Below are 20,915 nucleotides of genomic sequence, written 5' to 3'. Positions count from 1 at the left end.
CCCTTAAAGGACGGTTTGCGATTGAGCGGATGCATGATGGGCGGCGATCAGCAGGCGGCGGTCGCGGGCAAGCCAGACGGTGGCCGTCAGGCCGCCTTCCTTGCCGGAACCGAGATCCAGCGCCTGCTCGACTTCGAGGCCCACCTTCTCAAGCCACTCGGCCATCACCTGATGGGAAAAGCCGAGACGCACATGGGCATGGTCTTCGCGCAGATATTCGAGCGTATGCGGTGCGAGATCGACGATCAGCAGGCGACCGCCCGGACGCAGCACGCGGGCCGCCTCGGCGATCGCCAGCTCCGGCTGGTCGAGGAAGTGCAGCACCTGGTGAACGGTGATCAGGTCGAAATCCTGCCCTTCGAGCGGCAGGTTGAGAATGTCGCCGTGGCGGACCGACGCCTTGACGATGCCGGCCTTGTCGAGGTTGGAGCGGGCGACCGAAAGCATGTCTCGGCTCGCGTCGATGCCGACGGCGCGACGGTAGAGATTGGACAGAAGCTGCAGGATCCAGCCGGTGCCGGTCCCGAGATCCAGAAGCGCATCGACCGGCGTCGTGCCGATCAGCTTGAGCAGCGCCGCCTCGACGGCGGCGTCGCTGATATGCAGGCGGCGAAGCTCATCCCATTCGGAAGCGTTGCGGCTGAAATAGGCCTGGGCCCGCTCGGCATGCAGGCGCTTGACCATCGTCAGCCGCTCGCTGTCGCGGAGCAGGACCGGATCGTCCTCCGATGAAGCGGCGAGCAGCGTCCTGACCAGCGTTGCCGCCTTGCCTTCCTGCTTCAGCCGGAAATAGGCCCAGGCGCCTTCCTGATAGCGATCAATCAGCGCTTCCTCGGCAAGCAGCTTCAGATGCCGCGAAATACGTGGCTGCGATTGACCCAGGATTTCGGTAAGGTCGGTGACGGTCAGGTCCCCGGCAGCAAGAAGCGCGAGCAGGCGAAAGCGCGTCGGCTCGCCGGCTGTTTTCAGTACGTCCACCAGGGTGTCGAGCGCCAATCCCATTCAGCCGCATCCTCACGCAATCAAGATATAAAGATATGTTTATATGATTTTGTCACTTTATGCAAGCGGCAACTGATGGATCCGATGAGGTTGCCTGAAACGCAGAAGGCGGCCGAAGCCGCCCTCTCAAGTTTTATTCGTGCCAGGAAGATCAGAATTCTTCCCACTCGTCGGGGGATTGCACGAGGGCCGTATTTCCGCGTGAAACCGGAGCACGGGCCGGAATCGGACGGCTCGGTGCGGCTGCGACCGGGCGCGAGACCGGAGCTGTCGGTGCCCGCATGCGGCTTGCGGTCTCACGAAGCTGGCCCGACGCGCTGCCGCCGAGCTGGAAGTGCGAGAGGAGATCGCTGAGCTTGCCGCTTTCCTGGGCAAGACCGGCGCCTGCGGCATTCATCTCTTCGACCATGGCGGCATTCTGCTGGGTCGACTGGTCCATGTGGTTGACAGCGGTGTTGACCTGCGCAAGGCCGACCGACTGTTCCTGTGCCGCGATTGCGATCGCATCCATGTGACCGTTGACGGTCTGGACCAGTTGCTCGATGACGCTGAGCCCCTCGCCCGTCTCGCTGACGAGCTTGACGCCTTCGCTGACCGCAACCGCCGAGTTGGAGATCAGCGATTTGATTTCCTTGGCGGCGTTTGCCGAGCGCTGGGCGAGTTCGCGGACTTCCTGTGCGACGACCGCAAAACCCTTGCCGGCTTCACCGGCACGCGCAGCTTCGACACCCGCGTTGAGTGCGAGAAGGTTGGTCTGGAAAGCAATCTCGTCGATCACGCCGATGATCTGGCCGATCTGCTGAGACGATTTCTCGATCCGTTCCATCGCAGCGACCGCATTGCGGACGACCTGGCCCGACTGGTCGGCACGGGTACGGGCGTCACGGACGACGTCGCGGGCTTCGCCGGTGCGCTTGGAGGTAGAAACAACGTTCGCGGTGATCTCTTCGAGCGCTGCCGCTGTTTCTTCCAGCGAAGCAGCCTGCTGCTCCGTGCGCTTGGACAGGTTGTCGGACGCGTCGGAGATTTCTCTCGAACCGCTGGTGACGGTGGCAACCGAATTGCCGACGCTGAGCAGCGCGTCGCGTAGCTGGCGGACCGAGGTATTGAAGTCGTGGCGCAGGCCTTCGAACTGCGGCGCCAAAGCTTCGTTGACTTCGCAGAGCATGTCGCCGGCGGCAAGACGGCGAAGGTTGGCGGCAAGCGCACCGGTAGCCTGGGTCAGCTTCGCCTCGGCATCCGCCTCGCTCCGGCGCTGCATTTCGATGCGCTCGGCTTCCGAGCGACGACGGCTTGCCTCCGCCTCTGCTTCTAGCTCAAGATTGCGGATAGCGGCTTCGCGGAAAACCTCGACCGAACGGGCCATGGCGCCGATTTCGTCCTTGCGGTCGGCGTAGGGGATTGCCTCCTCGGTATTGCCGGAGGCAAGGCTCGCCATCCGGTCGCCGATCTTGCGGATCGAGCCGGACAGGCTGCGCGCGATCATCACGCTGAGCCCGATGACGGCCAGGATGAAGATCGAGAGCGACGCAAAGAGAATCTGCAGGCTGGACGCTGCGTCGGAAGATTTCTGATCGCCCAACTGTTTCAATTCGCTCATGGCCTGAGCGATGATACCGGAGGTGAACACGCGGCGGTTTTCCATGGCGCGCGCCCAGGCGCTGAAGTCGTCGGCGGCCGGCGTATAAGGCTTCAGACTGTCGAGCGCCTTCAGCGTATTGGTGATCAGCTGTCCGTCAGGCGTCTGGAAATAAGCGTCATATTGCGCAATCAACTTGGGGGACAGGAAAGAGCGCATCGGCTTCTCATAGAGCCGGACCTGCTGCCGCCCCTGCATGAAACGGGCGGCCTCGTCCACGGTCAACGCACCGTTTTTGGTATACTGCTGCCCCATCCGGTTGACGATGACGTAGCCGTTGCTGAGTTGGACAAGCGCATGGAAGCCGTCCACGTAGCGAGCAAGCGCCCGGTCCTCCGTCAGACCGCCGACAAGGCCGATGATATCGAGCGTCTTTTCGGATACCGGCGTGACGTATTGCGCAGACAGAAGCTGGTTCGTATCGCCGCTGTCGATCTTGGCACGATATTCCGGCATCCGCAGGAAGCGCTCATCGACTGCCGCGACCAGCTCGCGCAAACTAGGTTCGCCGTAACCTTGTGCGTCGATCGCCTTATACTGGTTCACAAGTCGCTTTTCCGCCGCATCCACGCTTGCACGGGCCTGAGGCCGCTGCGCCAGGGAACCAAAACTCTCTTCCGGGATGGCATTCATCAACTCGCCGCCGGCAAGCGCCAGACCTTCAAGAGCGATCGCACGATTCAGCTCCCGGTATTGGTTGTAGGCTTCCCAGCTTGCGAACGCGCCGAGTCCGATCACGGCCAGAAGCGGGACAAAAGCAAGAAGCGTCAAAGATATACGGAAGGGCAAACGTTCGATCAAGTTCAGCATGAATAAAACCCTCTGAAACGGGCCGTCATCATGACAGCGTCAAGACCCAAGCAGACATGGTCTCCCGGGCGGAAAATGCGCCGGGAACCTTTGCGATTGTCTTTATCGGGCTAGGTTAAAAATACCCATGATTTTGGGGGTTCGGATTTTAGCTTTTGTTAACTTCACACAAAACAAAAACCCCGGCAGAACCGGGGTTTAACTTAGGCAAGACTAAAAAACTTAACGAGTCAGACGCTTGTGAGCCTGGCTTCCTGGATTGAGGGCGTCGGGGCCGAGTCGGCGGACCTTGTCCTGCTCGTAGTCCTCGAAATTGCCTTCGAACCATTCCACATGGCCGTCGCCTTCGAAGGCAAGGATATGCGTCGCCAGGCGATCGAGGAACATGCGATCGTGGCTGATGATGATGGCGCAGCCGGCGAAATTCTCCAGCGCGCTTTCGAGCGCACCCAGCGTTTCCGTATCGAGGTCGTTGGTCGGTTCGTCGAGGAGCAGAACGTTGCCGCCGGCCTTCAGCATCTTGGCGAGGTGCACGCGGTTGCGCTGGCCGCCCGAGAGATTGCCGACCTTCTGCTGCTGGTCGCCGCCCTTGAAGTTGAAGGCGCCGCAATAGGCTCTGGAGTTCATGTCGAACTTGCCGAGCTTGATGATTTCGGCGCCGCCCGAGATTTCTTCCCAGACGGTCTTGTTGCCATCGAGCGCATCGCGGCTCTGGTCGACGTAACCGAGGTGGACGGTCTCGCCGATCCGGATCGAACCGGCATCCGGTGTTTCCTGGCCGGTGATCATCCGGAACAGCGTGGTCTTGCCGGCACCGTTCGGGCCGATGATGCCGACGATACCGCCCGGCGGCAGCTTGATCGACAGGTCGTTGATCAGCGTGCGGCCCTCAAAGCCCTTGGTGATGCCTTCCATCTCGATGACCACCTGGCCGAGACGCTCGCTGACCGGGATGATGATCTGCGCGTCGCCGGGACGCTGCTTTTCAGCCGCTTCCACCAGCTGTTCGTAGGACTTGATACGCGCCTTGGACTTGGCCTGGCGCGCCTTCGGGCTGGAAGCGATCCATTCCTGTTCGCGGGAAATCGCCTTCTGGCGGCCGGCCTCTTCCCGGTTTTCCTGCTGCATGCGCTTGGCTTTTGCGAGCAGGTAGGCCGAGTAATTGCCTTCGTAAGGAATGCCGCGGCCGCGGTCGAGCTCGAGGATCCAGCCGGTGACGTTGTCGAGGAAGTAGCGATCGTGGGTGATCATCATCACGGCACCTGGATAGTCGCGCAGGTGCTTTTCGAGCCAGGCGATGGTCTCGGCGTCCAGATGGTTGGTCGGTTCGTCGAGCAGCAGCAGGTCCGGCTGCGACAGCAGCAGGCGGCAGAGTGCCACGCGGCGGCGTTCACCACCGGACAGGCTGGTGACTTCCGAATCGCGCGGCGGGCAGCGCAGCGCTTCCATGGCCATCTCGACCTGGTTTTCCAGATCCCAGAGGTTCTGGCTGTCGATGATGTCCTGAAGCTTGGCGCCCTCTTCCGCGGTCTCGTCGGAATAGTTCATCATCAGCTCGTTGTAACGGTCGAGGACAGCCGTCTTCTTGGCGACGCCTTCCATGACGTTCTCGAAAACGGTCTTGGCCGGGTCGAGATGCGGCTCCTGTTCCAGGTAGCCGACGGTCGCGCCTTCTGCGAGCCAGGCTTCGCCGGTATATTCCTTGTCCTTGCCGGCGATGATGCGCAGCACGGTCGACTTACCGGCGCCGTTCGGGCCGAGGATACCGATCTTGGCGTCGGGGTAGAAAGACAGATTGACGTTCTCAAGGATTTTCTTGGCGCCGTAGGACTTGTTGAGTCCCGACATGTGATAGATGAACTGACGTGCCATGGATAAAAGTGCTCCGGGGGGAATTTCGGTTTGCCGCTATGTAGGCGAATTGGGAGCCGGGAGCAATGCGCGAACGGTCGAGGGAGCGAGGATGTTCGACGAAACGAGGCGGTTTACGAGCCCGACGGGGGCAAACCTTGCCTATCATTACCAGCCAGCGGCCGCGCCGGCGCATGCCATCCTCATGATCTCGCACGGGCTTGCCGAGCATTCCAGGCGCTACAGGGCTTTCGCCGAGGCGATGGCCGGCCATGGTTTCCACGTCTATGCCTTCGACCATCGCGGCCACGGCGAAACGACCGCGCCGGACGCGCCGATCGGCCGTTTTGGCAGACACGACGGCGTCAGACTGGTACTGGAAGACGTCAAGGCTATGCGTGACATGGCGGCTGCAGCTCATCCCGGCCTGCCGGTCCTGCTCTTTGGCCACTCGATGGGCGGCCTGATCGCGCTCAACGCCGCCATCGACCATCCCGACAGTTTTGATGCCCTCGCGGTCTGGAACTCGAATTTTCATCCAGGCCCCGCGGGCCGCGCCGCGCAGGTGATCCTGCGCATCGAAAAAGCCCTGAAGGGCTCGGACGTGCCGAGCGGGCTTCTGCCCAAACTGACTTTTGGCGCCTGGGGCAAATCAGTTCCTGGCCACCGCACGGAATTCGACTGGCTGAGCCATGAACGGGATGCCGTCGACGCCTATATCGCCGACCCCTTGTGCGGTTTCGACGCCAGCGTTTCGCTGTGGCTCGATCTCTTCGAGCTCACTTTTCGCGCGCCCGAACTCATCGATCGATTGGCGAAAAACCTGCCGATCCATCTGATCGGCGGAGCGGAAGACCCCGCAACCAATGGCGGGCGCGAAATCCTGTGGTTGTCCGAGCATTTCAAGCGCAACGGCTTTTCGAACGTCACCACCAAGATCTGGCCGGGCACCCGCCACGAAACGCTGAACGATACGGTGCGGGCTCGCGCCACCGCCGAGTTTGCCGCCTGGGCCAGGGCCGCCCTGCCCGTTTCGGCGCCAGCAAACTGAGACACTCACCGGACTCAAGCGGCCCTTCATATCAAACGGAATGAGTTCATGACATTTAATCAAGTGCTTCCGGCATCGGTCCCGGCTATAGGAAATCCATGAATTCGTCGCCCGCAAACCTTGCAGCATCAGCCCCGAACCGGATCGTCAACGGCCTCGGACTGATGATCGTTGCGATGCTGATCGCCCCGTTCATCGACATCTTTTCCAAGCTTGCCACCGATACCGCATCGCCCACCTTCATCACCGCCGCCCGCTTCCTCTTCCAGGCGCTCTGCATGCTGCCGATCGTGCTCTGGAACGGTTACTGGCGGGCATTTTCCTGGCGGCTCAGCATCTTCCATGCGATCCGCGCGACCCTGATCACGGTCTCCATGGTCTGCTTCGTCGCGACCCTGGCGGTCATGGAAGTGGCCGATGCGATCGCCATCTTCTTCGTCGAGCCGATCATCCTGACCGTGCTTTCCAGCATCTTCCTCAAGGAGACCATCGGCTGGCGGCGGTATACCGCCTGCGCGGCCGGTTTCCTCGGCGCCATGATCGTCATTCGCCCCAGCTTCCAGGAGATCGGCTTCGTGGCGCTGCTGCCGATCGTCACCGCTTTCTGCGTGGCCATCTTCGCCATCCTGACGAGGGCGCTGGCGCATCGCGAAGATCCCTGGTCGATGCAGTTCCAGATGGCGCTCTGGGGGATTCCGATCTCCGCCATCCTGCTCTTTGTCGGCGATCGGACCGGCATCGCCTTCCTGGCGCCTTCCATGCCGGACTGGACGACCCTGCTGTGGCTCGCGGGCGTCGGCGCCTTCGCGGCCCTTTCGGGCATCCTTGCCGTCTATGCCTATCGCGCCGCCCCGGCATCCGTGATCGCGCCATTGCAGTATTTCGAAATCGTTTCGGCGACGCTGTTCGGCTGGCTGGTGTTCGGCGACTTCCCCGATCCGGTCAAATGGCTCGGCATTTCGATCATCATCGGCTCCGGCCTCTATATCATCTGGCGGGAACGCCGCGTTGCCTCCATCAAGCCGGTCACCGGCGCCGCCAAGTCAACCGTGACCCCGTGACATGACCCAGACACCTAAAAAACCACCGCTTACCGGCATCCGCGTCATCGAACTTGCCCGCGTGCTCGCCGGTCCCTGGGCCGGGCAGATGCTGGCGGATATGGGCGCCGACGTCATCAAGGTGGAAAACCCCGATGGTGGCGACGACACCCGCGCCTGGGGTCCCCCCTTTGTGGAGGGCAAGGACGGCAAAAACCTGTCCGCCGCCTATTACCACTCCACCAATCGCGGCAAGCGCTCGATCGCCGTCGACCTGAAGACCGAGGAAGGCCAGGACATCGTCCGTCGGCTGGCCGCGACCGCCGACGTGCTGATCGAGAACTTCAAGCTCGGAGGCCTCGTCAAATACGGGCTCGACTACGAGAGCCTTAAAAAGATCAATCCGAAGCTGATCTATTGCTCGATCACCGGTTTCGGCCAGAACGGCCCCTACGCCAATCTCGCCGGCTACGATTACATCGTCCAGGGCATGTCCGGCTTCATGTCGATCACCGGCGAGCCGGACGGCCAGCCGATGAAGGCGGGCGTCGCAATCGCCGACATCTTCACGGGCATCTATGCGGTGACCGCCATCCAGGGCGCGCTGATCCACGCGATGAAGACCGGCGAGGGCCAGCATGTCGACATGGCGCTGCTCGACGTCCAGGCCGGCATCCTCGCCAACCAGAACATGAACTACCTGGTCTCCGGCGAGGCACCGGTGCGGCTCGGCAATGCCCATCCGAACATCAGCCCCTATGAGGTTGTGCCGACCGAGGACGGCCACCTGATCCTTGCAGTCGGCAATGACGGCCAGTTCCGCCGCCTCTGCCGTATTCTCGGCATCGTGCAGGTCGCCGACGACGAGCGCTTCGCCACCAACAAGGCGCGTGTCGCCAACCGCGTCGAGGTGCGGCGGCTGATTCTGGCGCAGACCACGAAATGGAAGAAGGCCGAACTGCTGGCCGCCTGTGGCGACAATGCCGTGCCGGCCGGGCCGATCAATTCGATCGCCGAAATGTTCGACGACCCACAGGTCAAGGAGCGCGGACTGCGAATCGACCTCGAAGCGGCCGACGGCACTGTCATCCCGGGCGTGCGCAGCCCGATCGTGCTGTCGGAAACGCCGCTTGTCTATCACCGGCCGAGCCCGGCGCTTGGCGAACATACCGCCGACGTGCTGGCGCAACTCGATCAAATCGAAAAAGAGGGGAGAGAAAGATGAACACCGTCATGAAGACCGGAGGGCAGCTCATCGTCGAGGCGCTGAAGGCAAACGGCGTCAAGCGCATCTCCTGCGTTCCGGGCGAAAGCTATCTCGCGGTGCTCGACGCCCTTTATGAAAGCGGCATCGAGGTGCTCGTCTGCCGCCAGGAAGGCGGTGCCGCGATGATGGCCGACAGCTGGGGGCGTTTGACCGGCGAACCGGGTATCTGCATGGTGACCCGCGGCCCCGGCGCCACCAATGCCTCCGCCGGCCTGCACATCGCCCGGCAGGACTCCATCCCGATGATCCTTTTCGTCGGCCAGATCGGCCGCGACATGAAGGAACGCGAGGCCTTTCAGGAGGTCGAATACCGCCGCGCCTTCACCGAATTCGCCAAATGGGTGGGCGAAATCGACGATGCCCGCCGCATTCCGGAATTCGTCACCCGTGCCTTTGCAGTCGCCACGTCGGGCCGCCCCGGCCCCGTCGTGCTGACCCTGCCGGAAGACATGCTGGTCGAGGAAGTCGAGGCGCCGGATGCTCGCCCTTATATGCCGGTCGAGAGCCATCCCGGCACAAGCCAGATCGCCGCATTCGAAACCATGCTCAAGAACGCTGAGCGTCCGATGTTCATCCTCGGCGGCACCCGCTGGAGCGAGCAGGCGGTTGCGGATTTCCAGGCTTTCGCCAGCCGCTTCAAAGTGCCTGTCGGCTGTTCCTTCCGCCGCCAGATGCTGTTCGATCATCTGCATCCATCCTATGCCGGCGATGTCGGCATCGGCATCAATCCGGTGCTCGCCAAGGCGGTGAAGGAGACGGACCTGCTGGTGCTGATCGGCAGCCGCATGTCGGAAATGCCCTCCTCCAGCTACACGCTAATCGACATTCCCTATCCCAAGCAGAAGCTCGTCCATGTCTTCCCTGATCCGGAAGAACTCGGACGCATGTACCGGCCGGATCTGCCGATCTGCGCCGCTCCGGCAGAATTCGTCGCCGCGCTGAAGGACCTCGAACCGCCGGCCGCGCCGATCTGGGCCGAACGGAAGTCAGCGCTGCACGACTCCTACCTGAAGTGGTCGACGCCACCGGAGTCCGGGCCCGGCCCGGTCAGGATGGGTCCGATCATGCAATGGATCGAGAAGAACGTGCCCGACGACGCGATCTTCACCAACGGCGCCGGCAACTACGCCACCTGGCTGCACCGTTTCCACCGCTTCCGCAAATACAACACCCAGTCCGCCCCGACCTCAGGCTCGATGGGCTACGGCCTGCCGGCCGCGGTTGCCGCCAAACAGCTCTTTCCGGAACGCGAAGTCGTCTGCTTTGCCGGCGACGGCTGCTTCATGATGCACGGCCAGGAATTCATCACCGCGGTGCGTTACGGCCTGCCGATCATCACCGTGCTCGTTAACAACGGCATCTACGGCACGATCCGCATGCACCAGGAGCGGGAATATCCGGGCCGCGTCAGCGCCACCGACCTCGTCAACCCGGACTTCGTCGCCTATGCCAAGGCTTTTGGCGGACACGGAGAACTGGTCGAGAAGACGGAAGAGTTTGGTCCGGCCTATGAGCGGGCGCGAGCAAGCGGCAAGCCTTCGATCATCGAGGTCCGGCTCGACCCGGAAGCGATCACGCCGGCCAGGACGCTGACCCAGATCCGCGAAAAGGCCTGAAATAGAAAAAGCCGACCTATCACAATGATAGGCCGGCTTTCTGATTCAATATCGCAGCGATCAGATCGCAGCGGTAACGATAAACTCGACCTTGTACTTCGGCGCAGCGAGCTTGGCTTCGCTGGTGGCGCGGGCCGGCGGGTTGGCCGGATCGATCCAGGCTTCCCATACGGCATTCATTTCGCCGAAATAGGCGATGTCCGAGAGGTAGATGATCGTCTGCAGGATCTTCGACTTGTCGGAACCGGCAGCGGCCAGCAGGCGGTCGACCTCGGAAAGCGCGTCCTTGCACTGGTCGGTGACCGATTCACCTTCGCCAACCTGGCCGGCGAGATAGACGGTGTTGCCGTGGACAACGGCGCCGCTCATGCGGGCGACCGGCTCGATACGCTGGATGCTCATGGAATTCTCCTCAAAAAAATTGAGCTACGGGAAAGGGCCCCACGCCAAAAGCACGAGGCCGGGGGAAATCTTTAGCCGCGAAGATGCTGGCTCTTTTCGTAGATTGCCGTCGAACGTGCGCCGGAACGGCAGAAGCCGAGCATCGGGCGCGGAAATTCGTCAAGCGCATCGACCATCGCGTTGACGCCCTGTTCATCGACGCCCATGCGGCCGACCGGGATATGGCGGATGTCGAGGCCGAGTTCCTTGGCGCGGGCTTCGATCTCGGCGAAATGCGGCTGACCCGGCTCTTCGTCGTCCGGACGATGGCAGACGACCGACTTGAACCCCATGGCCTTGACCTGGTCGAGATCCTCGACGGTGATCTGGCCTGTGACGGAATACTCGTCGTTGATCTGGCGGATATCCATGGACTTAGCCCTCCGTTCTATTTGAGGCGCAAGCATTACGACGGTGCCCTTTAGGCGTCAATCACCGAACCGCAACTCTCAGACGAAGCAGAAGCGCAGTCCGTATTCGGCGCTTTCGCCGGGCTTGATCCAGCCGAGTTCTCCGTTCGCCGTAAGTTCCTGACGGCTTGCGAGGCGATGCGAAACCGGCTCGATCCCGAGCACATGGGCCGGCGCCTTCTGGTTCCGCCAGACCTGCAGATGCGGAAGCGTATCGGTCCTGAACTTCACCTTCAGCGTCAGTCCGCCGATCGCCGCTACCGGTCCGAGCGCAATTTCGGCCCACGGCTCGCCCTCGACGACGGCCGGGACGCAGAATATGCCGCCGGTCTCGCCGCCGAAGGTCCAGGGGAAACCGCCGCCTTCGAGCATCCTGCCGTTAAGCCGGACGTGATCGTCGAACAGCCAGGCGCCGATATTCATGTGGTACATATGCACCCGCGCGAACGGCTTGGTGCCGGTATTGGTGACCTTGTCCGACAGGCTCACCTCACCGGTTGCGCCATCGATCCGCCAGTGGCGTTCGAGGAGAGCGGTTTCACCGGTCGCAAGCGTCACCGGCACGCGGGCACGGCACTCCGCATCCTGCCCTTGCGCATCCCAGAACACGATCTCGGCGGGATGCGAGGAGAAGGATCCATGCAGCGGATATCTCCTGCCATCGGCCGAACCTTCGATGGCCTCCGGGTGGCGAATATGGTCAGGCCCGCAGGTGAAGAGAAAGCCTTCCAGCGAGTGATCGATTCGCGGATCTCCGTCGTCCGGAATGGCCCGGCCCGGAGCAAGATCGATATCGCCGATAAAGCAGCCTCCGATGTCGAGAACGGAACTCTCGTCGAGGAAAATCCTGGGGCCCTTGGCGGCGGAAAAAGCCTTCATAATCATTCCCTTCACGGTTTCGTCAAAACTTCTAACCGATCGTGAGGTGAATTTAACGGTGTGTTCATGACGAATTCACTTTTTCCACACTACGGTCAAATTTAACTTGTCTGTGGCGACAGGCGAACGGGCGGGAACCAATGTGCGATTTCCCGATTACGTTTAAGTAGGAAACAAGGAAGTCGGTGACATCGTGAAGCGGCTATTTTTTGCATGCGCAAGTCTGGTGATCCTGACCGCGGCGCAGGGAATTCCCTCCGCCGAGGCGCAGAGCCGCTATGGCCGCTATCCCTCGGAAACGATGCTCGTCGCTCCTGACGGTTCGATCCTGGACTATGAGCCGGATCGCCGTGACGTCATCATCAGCCGCGACGGCATGGGCCGCCGTGTCCTGATCGACCACTTCGGCAATGTCGTCGCAACCGAGATCCGCCAGGAAACCTATCGCCCCAACCGGAGGCAGGAATATCCGCCGGTGCCGGGCGGTTACCGCTCTCTGCGCGATTCGGGCGGTTACCAGCAGGGTGCAGGCGGTTATCGCGATTACCGCGAATACCGCCCCGGCGAACCGGGCGCCATCACCGGCGGGATCCCGGGGCCAGGCTCGGTCAGCCGCATGCCGCTCGATGATCAGGCCCTCCCCGAGGCTGACACCGGCTACCCGCAGGAAGCCTCGATCGAATCGGACCAGCGGCCGGCGGAAACGCTTCTGCCGCAGAAGCCGATCATCACCGTCACCAAGAAACCACAGGCCCAGATCGCAGCACTTCAGGTCTTCCTGGACCGGGAAGGCATCTCGCCCGGCGTCATCGACGGCCATCTCGGCGACAACGTCAACAAGGCGATCGCCGCCTGGCAGGAAATGACCGGCGAGACGCTCGACCCGAACAATTCCGAGGACATCCTGCAGCGGCTGACCTATTCGGGCGGCCTGCCGATCGTCGATTACACGATCACGCCGGCCGATGCAGCCGGTCCCTATGTCGCCTCGATCCCGGAAGACTATGCGCATAAATCGCAGCTTCCGGCGATGTCCTATACGTCCGTGACCGAAAAGCTCGCCGAGCAGTTCCACATGGACGAAGGTTATCTCAAGGCGCTCAATCCCGGCGTCGATTTCACCATCCCCGGCTCGACCATCAAGGTCATCAATCCGGGACAGCCCAAGGCCGGTCAGGTCACCCGCATCATCGCCGACAAGAGCAAGAAGCAGGTCTTCGCTTATGGCGTGGACGGACGCCTGATCGCCGCCTATCCGGCAACCATCGGCTCGACCGACACGCCTTCGCCGACCGGAACCCACACCGTCGAACGCATCGCGCTCGATCCCGGTTACACCTACAATCCGAAGATCAATTTCAAGCAGGGCAACAACGACCAGATCCTGCAGATACCGCCAGGTCCCAACGGCCCGGTCGGTACAGTGTGGATTGCGCTCTCGAAGCCCACATACGGCATCCACGGCACGCCGGAACCCTCCAAGATCGGCAAGACCAACAGCCACGGCTGCGTACGCCTGACCAACTGGGATGCCAAAGAACTCGCCAAGATGGTCAAGCCCGGCACGACGGTTGAATTCACCGAGTAAGGTCCGTCACCCCCGGAACGACACCTGAGCCGTCGGCACTTTGTTTGCCTGGCGATCTGGCTTCGGGCAAAAGCAGCACTAGTTTTTCGCTGGAGACAAGTGCATCGGCGGTGGATGAATGAACTTTTCAACGAGACTGAAAGGCGCCCTGTCGCTCCTGTTCGGACGCGGGGACGATGGAGCCGTCTGCTCCTTTTGTGGCGAGAACCGCCGCGCTGTCGAAATGATCATTGCCGGCCCGGCTACCACGGCGATCTGCAATCGTTGCATCTTCGTCTGCAATCAGGTCATGCTTGAAAATTCCGGCCCACCTAACTTCCATCGCCATGCCGAAAAAGATCATGAAAAGACGATCGCGATATCACTTGCCCATGACGAAGTCCTGCTGGGCGCTCCCGAGCGTGTTGCGCTCGAACAAATGCTGCACGTCCTCGTCGCGTCGCTTCCGCAAAGCAGACTGATCGGATGGAGCTATATGCATTCGGAGAATCGATTTGACCTGCTGACGGTCGAGATCCTGACCACATCGGGGATGCCGCCGAGTGAAATCAGCAACCTCGCCCAGCAGAACTGGCGTCAGATGCGCGACCGGTTCGTCGCCGCGCGCAGCGTGCCGGCCAATCAGGAAGAGCCGGACCTGATCGCAACTGCGGCCGCAGCCACCCAAGCGGCCAGCGCGTATGCGAAGGCGGCCGGCTCTTTCGAACCGACCGCCTCCTAAGCGAAGTCCTGGGATGGCCCGGAGGGCGATCAGGCGGCGTAGCGGCCCAGTCCAAAGAGGCGCGACGCGACAGACCGGGTGATCTTGACGGGCATAAGGCGCATGACTTCCTGGGCGTAGGACCGGGCGTTTTCCTTCGCCTTGTCGATATTGCTGACCTTGGCGGGATCCAGCGTGTGGAGCGTTCCGCCGATCTCGAACAGTTCCTTGAAGGCGATCCGCTCGCCGATCGGCGTATCGAGGACGTGCACGCCGCGGGCAGCCAGAAGACCCTTGATGGTCAGCAGCGCCTTGGTGGTGACCATGGACGTCACCCGCGTCAGCACCACCGAATGCGGGATCACCAGGCCTGCCCTCTCCTTCATGTAGGCGAGAAGGTCGAGGATCTGCGCCGCACCCTTGGCGTCCATGGCCGACCCCTGGACCGGGATCATCACGTGGTCCGAAAGGCCGATCGCCGTTGTGACCAGCGCATCACGGGCGCCGGCGAGGTCGATGATGAAATAGTCGGTGCGCGAAGCCATTTCCCGGAGATGACACTGGAGCGATGCGAGGGTTACTTCCGATACCACCTCGATGTTGCGCACGGTGCCGGAGGTTTCGAACCACTGGCTGATCCAGCGCTGCGGATCGGCATCGATGACGGTGACGCGAAAACCCTGATGGGCAAGTTCGGTAGCGAGCAGGAGCGCAGCGGTCGTTTTTCCGGCTCCACCCTTGGCATTGGCAAAGGAAATTACAGGCATTGTCGGTCCTCGAACAAGGCTAGAGCCACATCGCTCACGAGGACACCGGGAAGCATGGTGTCATGAATGCCATCCTTTCCAAACATGGTTAACGAATTGCAAATTTAGACACCATTAATATCACTCAGGAGATTTAGCTTCCGGTTCTAAAATGCGGAAAAGCCCGGAGGTTTTGGCCTCCGGGCTTCGTTAATGCCGACTTTCCCGTGCCTCGAAAGGCTTAAAAGCAGTCGAGGAAAAGCGCCTTGGTGTTTTCCGTCGTCATGGTGACCGGGTTGCCGCCGCAGCTCGGGTCCTCCATTGCCATGGCCGTCAGCTCATCGATTCGGTCCGGCTTGATTCCCATGGCCGTGAGATTGTCCGGCACGCCGAGTTCCGAGCGCAGCGACAGGACGTAGTCGTAGAACCCGTCGAACCCGCCGGCGATGCCGAGATAGGCTGCGGCGCGGGCGATCTTCTCCTCGATCGCCGGACGGTTGAAGCGCAGAACCGGCGGCATGACGACCGCGTTGGTCATGCCGTGATGGGTGTTGTAGACCGCCCCGATCGGATGCGACAGCGAATGGATGGCGCCGAGCCCCTTCTGGAAGGCGACCGCACCCATGGCAGCGGCCGACATCATGTTGGTGCGCGCTTCGAGATCGGCGCCGTCCTTATAGGCGCGCGGCAGAAATTCCTTGACCAGCCGCATGCCTTCGAGCGCGATGCCGCCGGACATCGGGTGATAGAAAGGCGACGAATAGGCTTCGAGGCAATGGGCAAAGGCGTCCATGCCGGTGCCGACGGTGATCGCCTTCGGCATGCCCATCGTCAGTTCCGGATCGCAGATGACGACGCCCGGCAGCAGTTTCGGGTGGAAGATAATCTTCTTCACATGGGTGACCGAATTGGTGAGTACCCCTGCCCGGCCGACTTCCGAACCGGTTCCGGCCGTGGTCGGCACCGCGACGATCGGCGCGATCTTGGAGGCGTCGGCACGGGTCCACCAGTCGCCGATATCCTCGAAATCCCAGACCGGCCGCGTCTGGCCGGCCATGAAGGCGATCAGCTTGCCGAGATCGAGGCCGGAGCCGCCGCCGAAGGCGACGACGCCGTCATGGCCGCCGTCCTTATAAGCCTTGATGCCGGCTTCGAGGTTGTTCTCGTTCGGGTTCGGATCGACATCGGCAAAGATAGCCCGGCCGAGGCCCGCCTCTTCGAGCACGTCGAGCGCATGGCCGGTGATCGCCATCGAGGCCAGTCCCCGGTCGGTGACCAGAAGCGGTTTCTTGAGGCCGAGCGTCTTGCAGGCGTCCGCCAGTTCCTTGATCCGTCCGCGGCCCAGCTTGACGGCGGTCGGATAGCTCCAGTTCGCGACGATATTCATTTCGTGACCTTCTTCAGGTGGTAGGATTTCGGGCGGGTCAGGTTGTGGAAGCCGAGCACGGAGAGCGAGCCGCCCCGCCCGGTTTCCTTGACGCCGGTCCAGACCAGCGCCGGATCGAGATAATCGGCGCGGTTCATGAACACCGTACCGGTTTCGAGCTGGCTGCCGATCCGGTTGGCGCGATCGACATCCGGCGTCCAGAGCGACGCCGTCAGCCCGTAGCGGCTGTCGTTCATATAGCCGATCGCCTCGTCGTCACTCTTCACCTTCATGATGCCGACAGCCGGGCCAAAAGTCTCTTCGCGCATGATCTCCATGGAGTGATCGACGTCAACCAATACCTGCGGCGCAAGATAAGCGCCGCCGTCATCGGCCGGGAAAAGCTTCGGATCAACCAGAGCCCTGGCGCCGCTCGCCACCGCGTCAGCGATCTGCTGGCGCACAACCTTGGCGAACCGCTTGTTGGCCATCGGCCCGAGCGTCGTTTCCTTGTCGAGCGGATTGCCGAGCTTGTAGTTCGACACCCAGGCGACCGACTTTTCGACGAAGGAATCATAAAGCGATTCATGCACGTAGATGCGCTCGATGCCGCAGCAGCACTGCCCGGAATTGTATGTCGCACCATCCATCAGCGTATCGACGGCGGCATCGAGATCGGCGTCCTCCATCACATAACCGGGGTCCTTGCCGCCGAGTTCGAGCCCTATGCCGGTAAACGTACCGGCGGCGGCCCGCTCGATCGAACGTCCGCCCTCGACCGAGCCCGTGAAATTGATGAAGTTGAACATCCCTTCCGAAATCAGCCTGGCCGTCGTCGCGTGGTCGAGGAAGATATTCTGGAAGACATCCTCCGGAACGCCGGCCTCAACGAAGGCACGCACCATGCGCTCGCCGACGAGCAGCGTCTGAGCGGCGTGTTTCAGCACAACGGTATTGCCTGCCATCAGCGCCGGCGCGACCGTGTTGATCGCCGTCATATAAGGATAGTTCCAGGGCGCGATGACGAACACGACGCCATGCGGCTCGCGTTCGATGCGCCGTTCGAACGTAGCGCTGTCCTCGACGCGCAAAGGTGCCAGCGCATCCGCCGCAATCGACGCCACATAGTTGGAACGCTCGTTGAACCCCTTGAACTCGCCGCCGTAACGCACCGGCCGGCCCATCATCCAGGCAAGCTCCGGCACCACCTCGTCGACCATCTCATTGAGGCGCGCAACGCCTTTCAGCACCAGCTGGACACGCTCTTCGAGCGGCCGCTTCGCCCAGACCTTCTGAGCCGCGCGGGCGCGCCCAACGGCCTCCGCCGCAGCCTCCGGCGACATGGCCGGACGTTCGGCATAGACCGAGCCGTCGACCGGCGAGATACATTGGATCATCGTCATGATCGGTATTCCCATTGCTGATTGTAATGTGTGCGGAGAGGTCTACACCCTCTCGAACCCTCTCGCCACTTCCCAATCCGTCACGCGGCGGTCGTATTCCTCCTGCTCCCATTGGCCGGCGCGGACATAGTGGTCGATGACGTCGCTGCCGAAGGCGGAACGCAGAAGTTCCGATCCGTTCATCAGATCGACCGCATCGCGCAACGTTTTCGGGATTTCGCGAATATCCTTCCCGCCATAGGCGTCGCCGACGAAGGCCGGCTCCAGCGCCATCTTCTTCTCGATGCCGTCGATTCCGGCAGCGATCAGCGCCGCCATGGCAAGATAGGGGTTGAGGTCGGAACCGCCGACGCGGCATTCGATGCGAATCCCCTTGCTGGCCTCGCCACAGAGACGGTAGCCGGCGGTGCGGTTGTCCTTCGACCAGACGGCCTTGGTCGGCGCGAACGTGCCGGCCATGAAACGCTTGTAGGAATTGATATAGGGCGCCAGGAAGTAGGTGATCTCGCCCGCATGGGCGAGCAGCCCCGCGATATAATGTTTCATCAGGTCAGACATGCCGTGCTCGCCGTCCTTGTCGAAGAACAGCGGCTCGCTTCCGTCGGCGCTCCACAGCGACTGGTGGATGTGGGACGAGCTGCCGGCAGCCGCATAGTTCCACTTCGCGAGGAAGGTGATCGCCTTGCCCTTGCCCCAGGCGATCTCCTTGGCCGCATTCTTGATGATCACGTGCCGGTCGGCCATGGTCAGCGCATCGGCATAACGCACGTTGATTTCCTCCTGGCCGGCCGATGCCTCGCCCTTGGAATTCTCGACCGGAATGCCGGCGCCCTGCAGCCCGGTGCGGATTGCCCGCATGACCTCCTCTTCCTTGGTGGTCTGGAAGATGTGGTAATCCTCGTTGTAGCCGCTCGCGAGCTTGAGGTTGCGGTAGCCGCTTTCGCGGGCCTGGTCATAGGTCTGGTCGAACAGGAAGAATTCGAGTTCGGTCGCCATGAAGGCGGACATGCCCATCGCTTCCAGCCGCTTCACCTGAGCCTTCAGGATGGCGCGCGGCGAATGCGGCACTTCGGCATGGGTGTGATGGTCGAGCACGTCGCAGAGAACCAGCGCCGTACCTTCCAGCCAGGGCAGTTTCCGCAATGTCGAGAGATCCGGCTTCATCGTGTAGTCGCCGTAGCCCTGCTCCCAGCTCGTCGCCTTGTAGCCGGAAATGGTCTCCATCTCGATATCGGTGGCAAGCAGGTAATTGCAGCTATGGGTCTCCTTATAGGCGCTCTCGACGAAATATTCCGCCTGGAACCGCTTTCCCATCAGGCGGCCCTGCATGTCCACCTGGGCGGCGATAATCGTATCTATGCGGCCATCGGCGACGTCGCGTTTCAGATCGTCGAAAGAGTAAATCGGGGTCATGCCTCACATCCGTTTCAAAAGGGTGAACCGCCACAACCTTTCGAGTGTCGTGGCGGCGGGATCATTGGGGCGTTAAGCCCGGTCGCGCTTACGTTTCTCCGACAGCCGCTTCCGCAGCAGCGATCTCGGCCTGCCGCTTTGCGATGGCATCGCCGATCGGCGGCCCCATGAAACGCCGGTTCTCGAAGGCGAACCAGACGATTCCGGTCAGCACCAGGAAGCCGACGGTGATTTCGAGCGCCCAGTCGTTCGGCGGCTGGATGCCGATGAAGAAGATGACGATCATCGAGATGATCGCCAGGATGGCGACCAGCCGGTAGACCGGAATACCCATGTTCCAGGGACCCATGCTTGGCCATTTCGCCGTGCCGATGGTGAACAGCCCGAGCGCGATCGGCAGAGCGAAGGACAGGAACAGGAAGATGACCGTGCAGGACACGACGATCGAATAGGCCGGCGTGCCGGCAATGGTGATCGCCGAGGTGAACCAGACGAACAGGACGGCGAGGATGGAGCCGGTCCAGATCGCCGCGACGGGCGAACGGTATTTCGGGCTGACCTTGGCGAGCACCGACGACGCAGGCAGGCCCTTGTCGCGCGAGAAGGCGAAGATCATCCGCGATACCGACGTGACGGTGGCCAGGCCGCACAGCAGCTGCGAGATGAAGATCAGGAAATACAGGATGCTCTTCACGGTCGGGTTCATCTGCGCGTCCATCGCCCAGAAGAACACGTTCCAGCCCTGCTTGGCCGCATCATCCATGTTGGGAATCATCAGTACGAAGGCGCACAGCATGATGTAGCCGAACACGGCGGACCATACGACGGCCGAGACCATGCCGCGCGGCACGGATTCCGCCGCCTTGACGGTCTCCTCGGATGTATGGGCCGAGGCGTCATAACCGGTGATCGTGTAGATCGGCAGGAGCAGGCCGAGAAGGAATGCCATCACGCCGGACACGCTGTTCGGCCAGACGAGCGCCGCCCCCTCAGTGCCGGTATAGTTGGCGAAGGTGAAGAGCCGCGCGAAATCGAAGCCGGGGGCTGCGATAAGGCATGCGATCGTCAGGAGGATCGCGGTCGCGAAGATCAGATAGCCGGAAAAGTCGGTGAGTTTCGCCGTCAGACCTATGCCGAAATGATTGATGCCGGCCTGCAGCCCGGTGATGAGGGCAACGAAAACCACGCGATGCGTCAGCGTATCCTCGATGCCGAAAGCCGGCCCGAAGGCGCCGAAGAAGAAATAGAACGTCCCGACATTGATGGCGCCGAGCACGGTGACGAGACCGAGCAGGTTGAGCCAGGCGGAAAGCCAGCCGGTAAAGCGGTTGCCGAGGATGGAACCCCAGTGATAGAGGCCGCCCGCCGTTGGATAGGCCGAGCCGATCTGCGCCAGCCCGAGCGCGAAGATGCCGGAAATCAGGCAGCCGAGCGGCCAGCCGATGCCGATTGCCGCACCGCCGGCGCCGGCAGTCGCCTGCCCCAGCGAGTTGATGCCGCCGGAGAGAATGCAGATGATGGAAAACGAAATTGCAAAGTTGGAAAACGAGCTCATGCGACGCTCGAGCTCCTGCGCATAGCCCATGGAATGCAGGATATGAATATCCTGCTTTTTGTCGCCTTCGGTATACTCGGACATGACTTCCCCCTGTTGGCAGAAAGACCGCGCCATCGCGGCCATCCGGTTTGTCCT

General features: G+C 61.8%; 17 protein-coding genes. 6 read left to right on the top strand and 11 right to left on the bottom strand.

Translation table 11 applies throughout. The annotated features are described in order from the left end of the window. Nucleotides 1-3: 3 nt before the first annotated feature. From J2857_RS06695 to ettA, 3 genes are all read right to left on the bottom strand, one after another. Entirely contained in the window at nt 4-1,002 is a 999-nt protein-coding gene (locus tag J2857_RS06695) for an ArsR/SmtB family transcription factor (RefSeq protein WP_210009240.1), read from the bottom strand. 151 nt (nt 1,003-1,153) lie between these two features. Continuing rightward, complete coding sequence (locus J2857_RS06690; RefSeq protein WP_210009239.1) at nt 1,154-3,451, bottom strand: methyl-accepting chemotaxis protein; 2,298 nt, start codon at nt 3,449-3,451, stop codon at nt 1,154-1,156. A gap of 222 nt (nt 3,452-3,673) precedes the next feature. After that, nucleotides 3,674-5,323, bottom strand: coding sequence for an energy-dependent translational throttle protein EttA (gene ettA / locus J2857_RS06685; protein ID WP_210009238.1), 1,650 nt, complete (start codon nt 5,321-5,323; stop codon nt 3,674-3,676). 91 nt (nt 5,324-5,414) lie between these two features. On the opposite strand from ettA, the gene J2857_RS06680 reads away from it, so the two are divergent. From J2857_RS06680 to J2857_RS06665, 4 genes are all read left to right on the top strand, one after another. Continuing rightward, nucleotides 5,415-6,353, top strand: a complete 939-nt coding sequence (locus tag J2857_RS06680; protein ID WP_210009237.1) for an alpha/beta fold hydrolase — start codon at nt 5,415-5,417, stop codon at nt 6,351-6,353. Nucleotides 6,354-6,451: 98 nt separating this feature from the next. After that, on the top strand, nt 6,452-7,414 hold the full coding sequence (locus J2857_RS06675) for a DMT family transporter (RefSeq protein WP_210009236.1): 963 nt from the start codon (nt 6,452-6,454) through the stop codon (nt 7,412-7,414). A 1-nt stretch (nt 7,415) separates the two neighbouring features. Continuing rightward, nucleotides 7,416-8,618, top strand: coding sequence for a CaiB/BaiF CoA transferase family protein (locus J2857_RS06670; RefSeq protein WP_210009234.1), 1,203 nt, complete (start codon nt 7,416-7,418; stop codon nt 8,616-8,618). Next, a complete protein-coding gene (locus tag J2857_RS06665) occupies nt 8,615-10,276 on the top strand; it encodes a thiamine pyrophosphate-binding protein (RefSeq protein ID WP_210009232.1) in 1,662 nt (553 codons plus the stop codon). The genes J2857_RS06670 and J2857_RS06665 overlap by 4 nt, the downstream gene beginning before the upstream one ends. 60 nt (nt 10,277-10,336) lie before the next feature. On the opposite strand, the gene J2857_RS06660 is transcribed toward J2857_RS06665, so the two are convergent. The 3 genes from J2857_RS06660 to J2857_RS06650 form a co-directional block, all read right to left on the bottom strand. Then, entirely contained in the window at nt 10,337-10,678 is a 342-nt protein-coding gene (locus J2857_RS06660) for a RidA family protein (RefSeq protein WP_210009231.1), read from the bottom strand. A gap of 71 nt (nt 10,679-10,749) precedes the next feature. Next, on the bottom strand, nt 10,750-11,088 hold the full coding sequence (locus tag J2857_RS06655) for a TIGR01244 family sulfur transferase (RefSeq protein WP_210009228.1): 339 nt from the start codon (nt 11,086-11,088) through the stop codon (nt 10,750-10,752). A gap of 78 nt (nt 11,089-11,166) precedes the next feature. Further along, the gene (locus J2857_RS06650) at nt 11,167-12,006 is read right to left on the bottom strand and encodes a DUF4432 family protein (RefSeq protein WP_210009226.1); all 840 of its coding nucleotides are present in this window, start codon (nt 12,004-12,006) and stop codon (nt 11,167-11,169) included. A 193-nt stretch (nt 12,007-12,199) separates the two neighbouring features. Between J2857_RS06650 and J2857_RS06645 the strand changes: the two genes are divergently transcribed. Further along, entirely contained in the window at nt 12,200-13,594 is a 1,395-nt protein-coding gene (locus J2857_RS06645; RefSeq protein ID WP_373426803.1) for a L,D-transpeptidase, read from the top strand. A 118-nt stretch (nt 13,595-13,712) separates the two neighbouring features. Next, complete coding sequence (locus tag J2857_RS06640; RefSeq protein WP_281068600.1) at nt 13,713-14,315, top strand: ClpX C4-type zinc finger protein; 603 nt, start codon at nt 13,713-13,715, stop codon at nt 14,313-14,315. Nucleotides 14,316-14,344: 29 nt separating this feature from the next. Here the strand turns inward: J2857_RS06640 and J2857_RS06635 are convergent, their stop codons facing one another. From J2857_RS06635 to J2857_RS06615, 5 genes are all read right to left on the bottom strand, one after another. Continuing rightward, nucleotides 14,345-15,061 carry a ParA family protein gene (locus J2857_RS06635; RefSeq protein ID WP_210009222.1) on the bottom strand — a complete coding sequence of 239 codons (717 nt, stop codon included), beginning with the start codon at nt 15,059-15,061 and terminating at the stop codon, nt 14,345-14,347. Nucleotides 15,062-15,281: 220 nt separating this feature from the next. Beyond that, entirely contained in the window at nt 15,282-16,427 is a 1,146-nt protein-coding gene (locus J2857_RS06630) for an iron-containing alcohol dehydrogenase (protein ID WP_210009220.1), read from the bottom strand. Then, nucleotides 16,424-17,809 carry an aldehyde dehydrogenase family protein gene (locus tag J2857_RS06625; protein ID WP_210009219.1) on the bottom strand — a complete coding sequence of 462 codons (1,386 nt, stop codon included), beginning with the start codon at nt 17,807-17,809 and terminating at the stop codon, nt 16,424-16,426. The genes J2857_RS06630 and J2857_RS06625 overlap by 4 nt, the downstream gene beginning before the upstream one ends. Before the next feature lie 42 nt (nt 17,810-17,851). Beyond that, nucleotides 17,852-19,222, bottom strand: a complete 1,371-nt coding sequence (locus J2857_RS06620; protein WP_210009218.1) for a glutamine synthetase family protein — start codon at nt 19,220-19,222, stop codon at nt 17,852-17,854. Nucleotides 19,223-19,310: 88 nt separating this feature from the next. After that, nucleotides 19,311-20,861 (bottom strand): amino acid permease, encoded by a 1,551-nt coding sequence (locus tag J2857_RS06615; protein ID WP_210009217.1) that lies wholly within the window; start codon nt 20,859-20,861, stop codon nt 19,311-19,313. Between the last annotated feature and the right edge of the window lie 54 nt (nt 20,862-20,915).

The organism is Neorhizobium galegae, assembly GCF_017877055.1.
GTDB classification, from domain to species: Bacteria; Pseudomonadota; Alphaproteobacteria; order Rhizobiales; family Rhizobiaceae; genus Neorhizobium; species Neorhizobium galegae_D.
The sequence above is the reverse complement of the archived record's forward strand: the minus strand, read 5'-3'. Positions and strand labels throughout refer to the sequence as shown.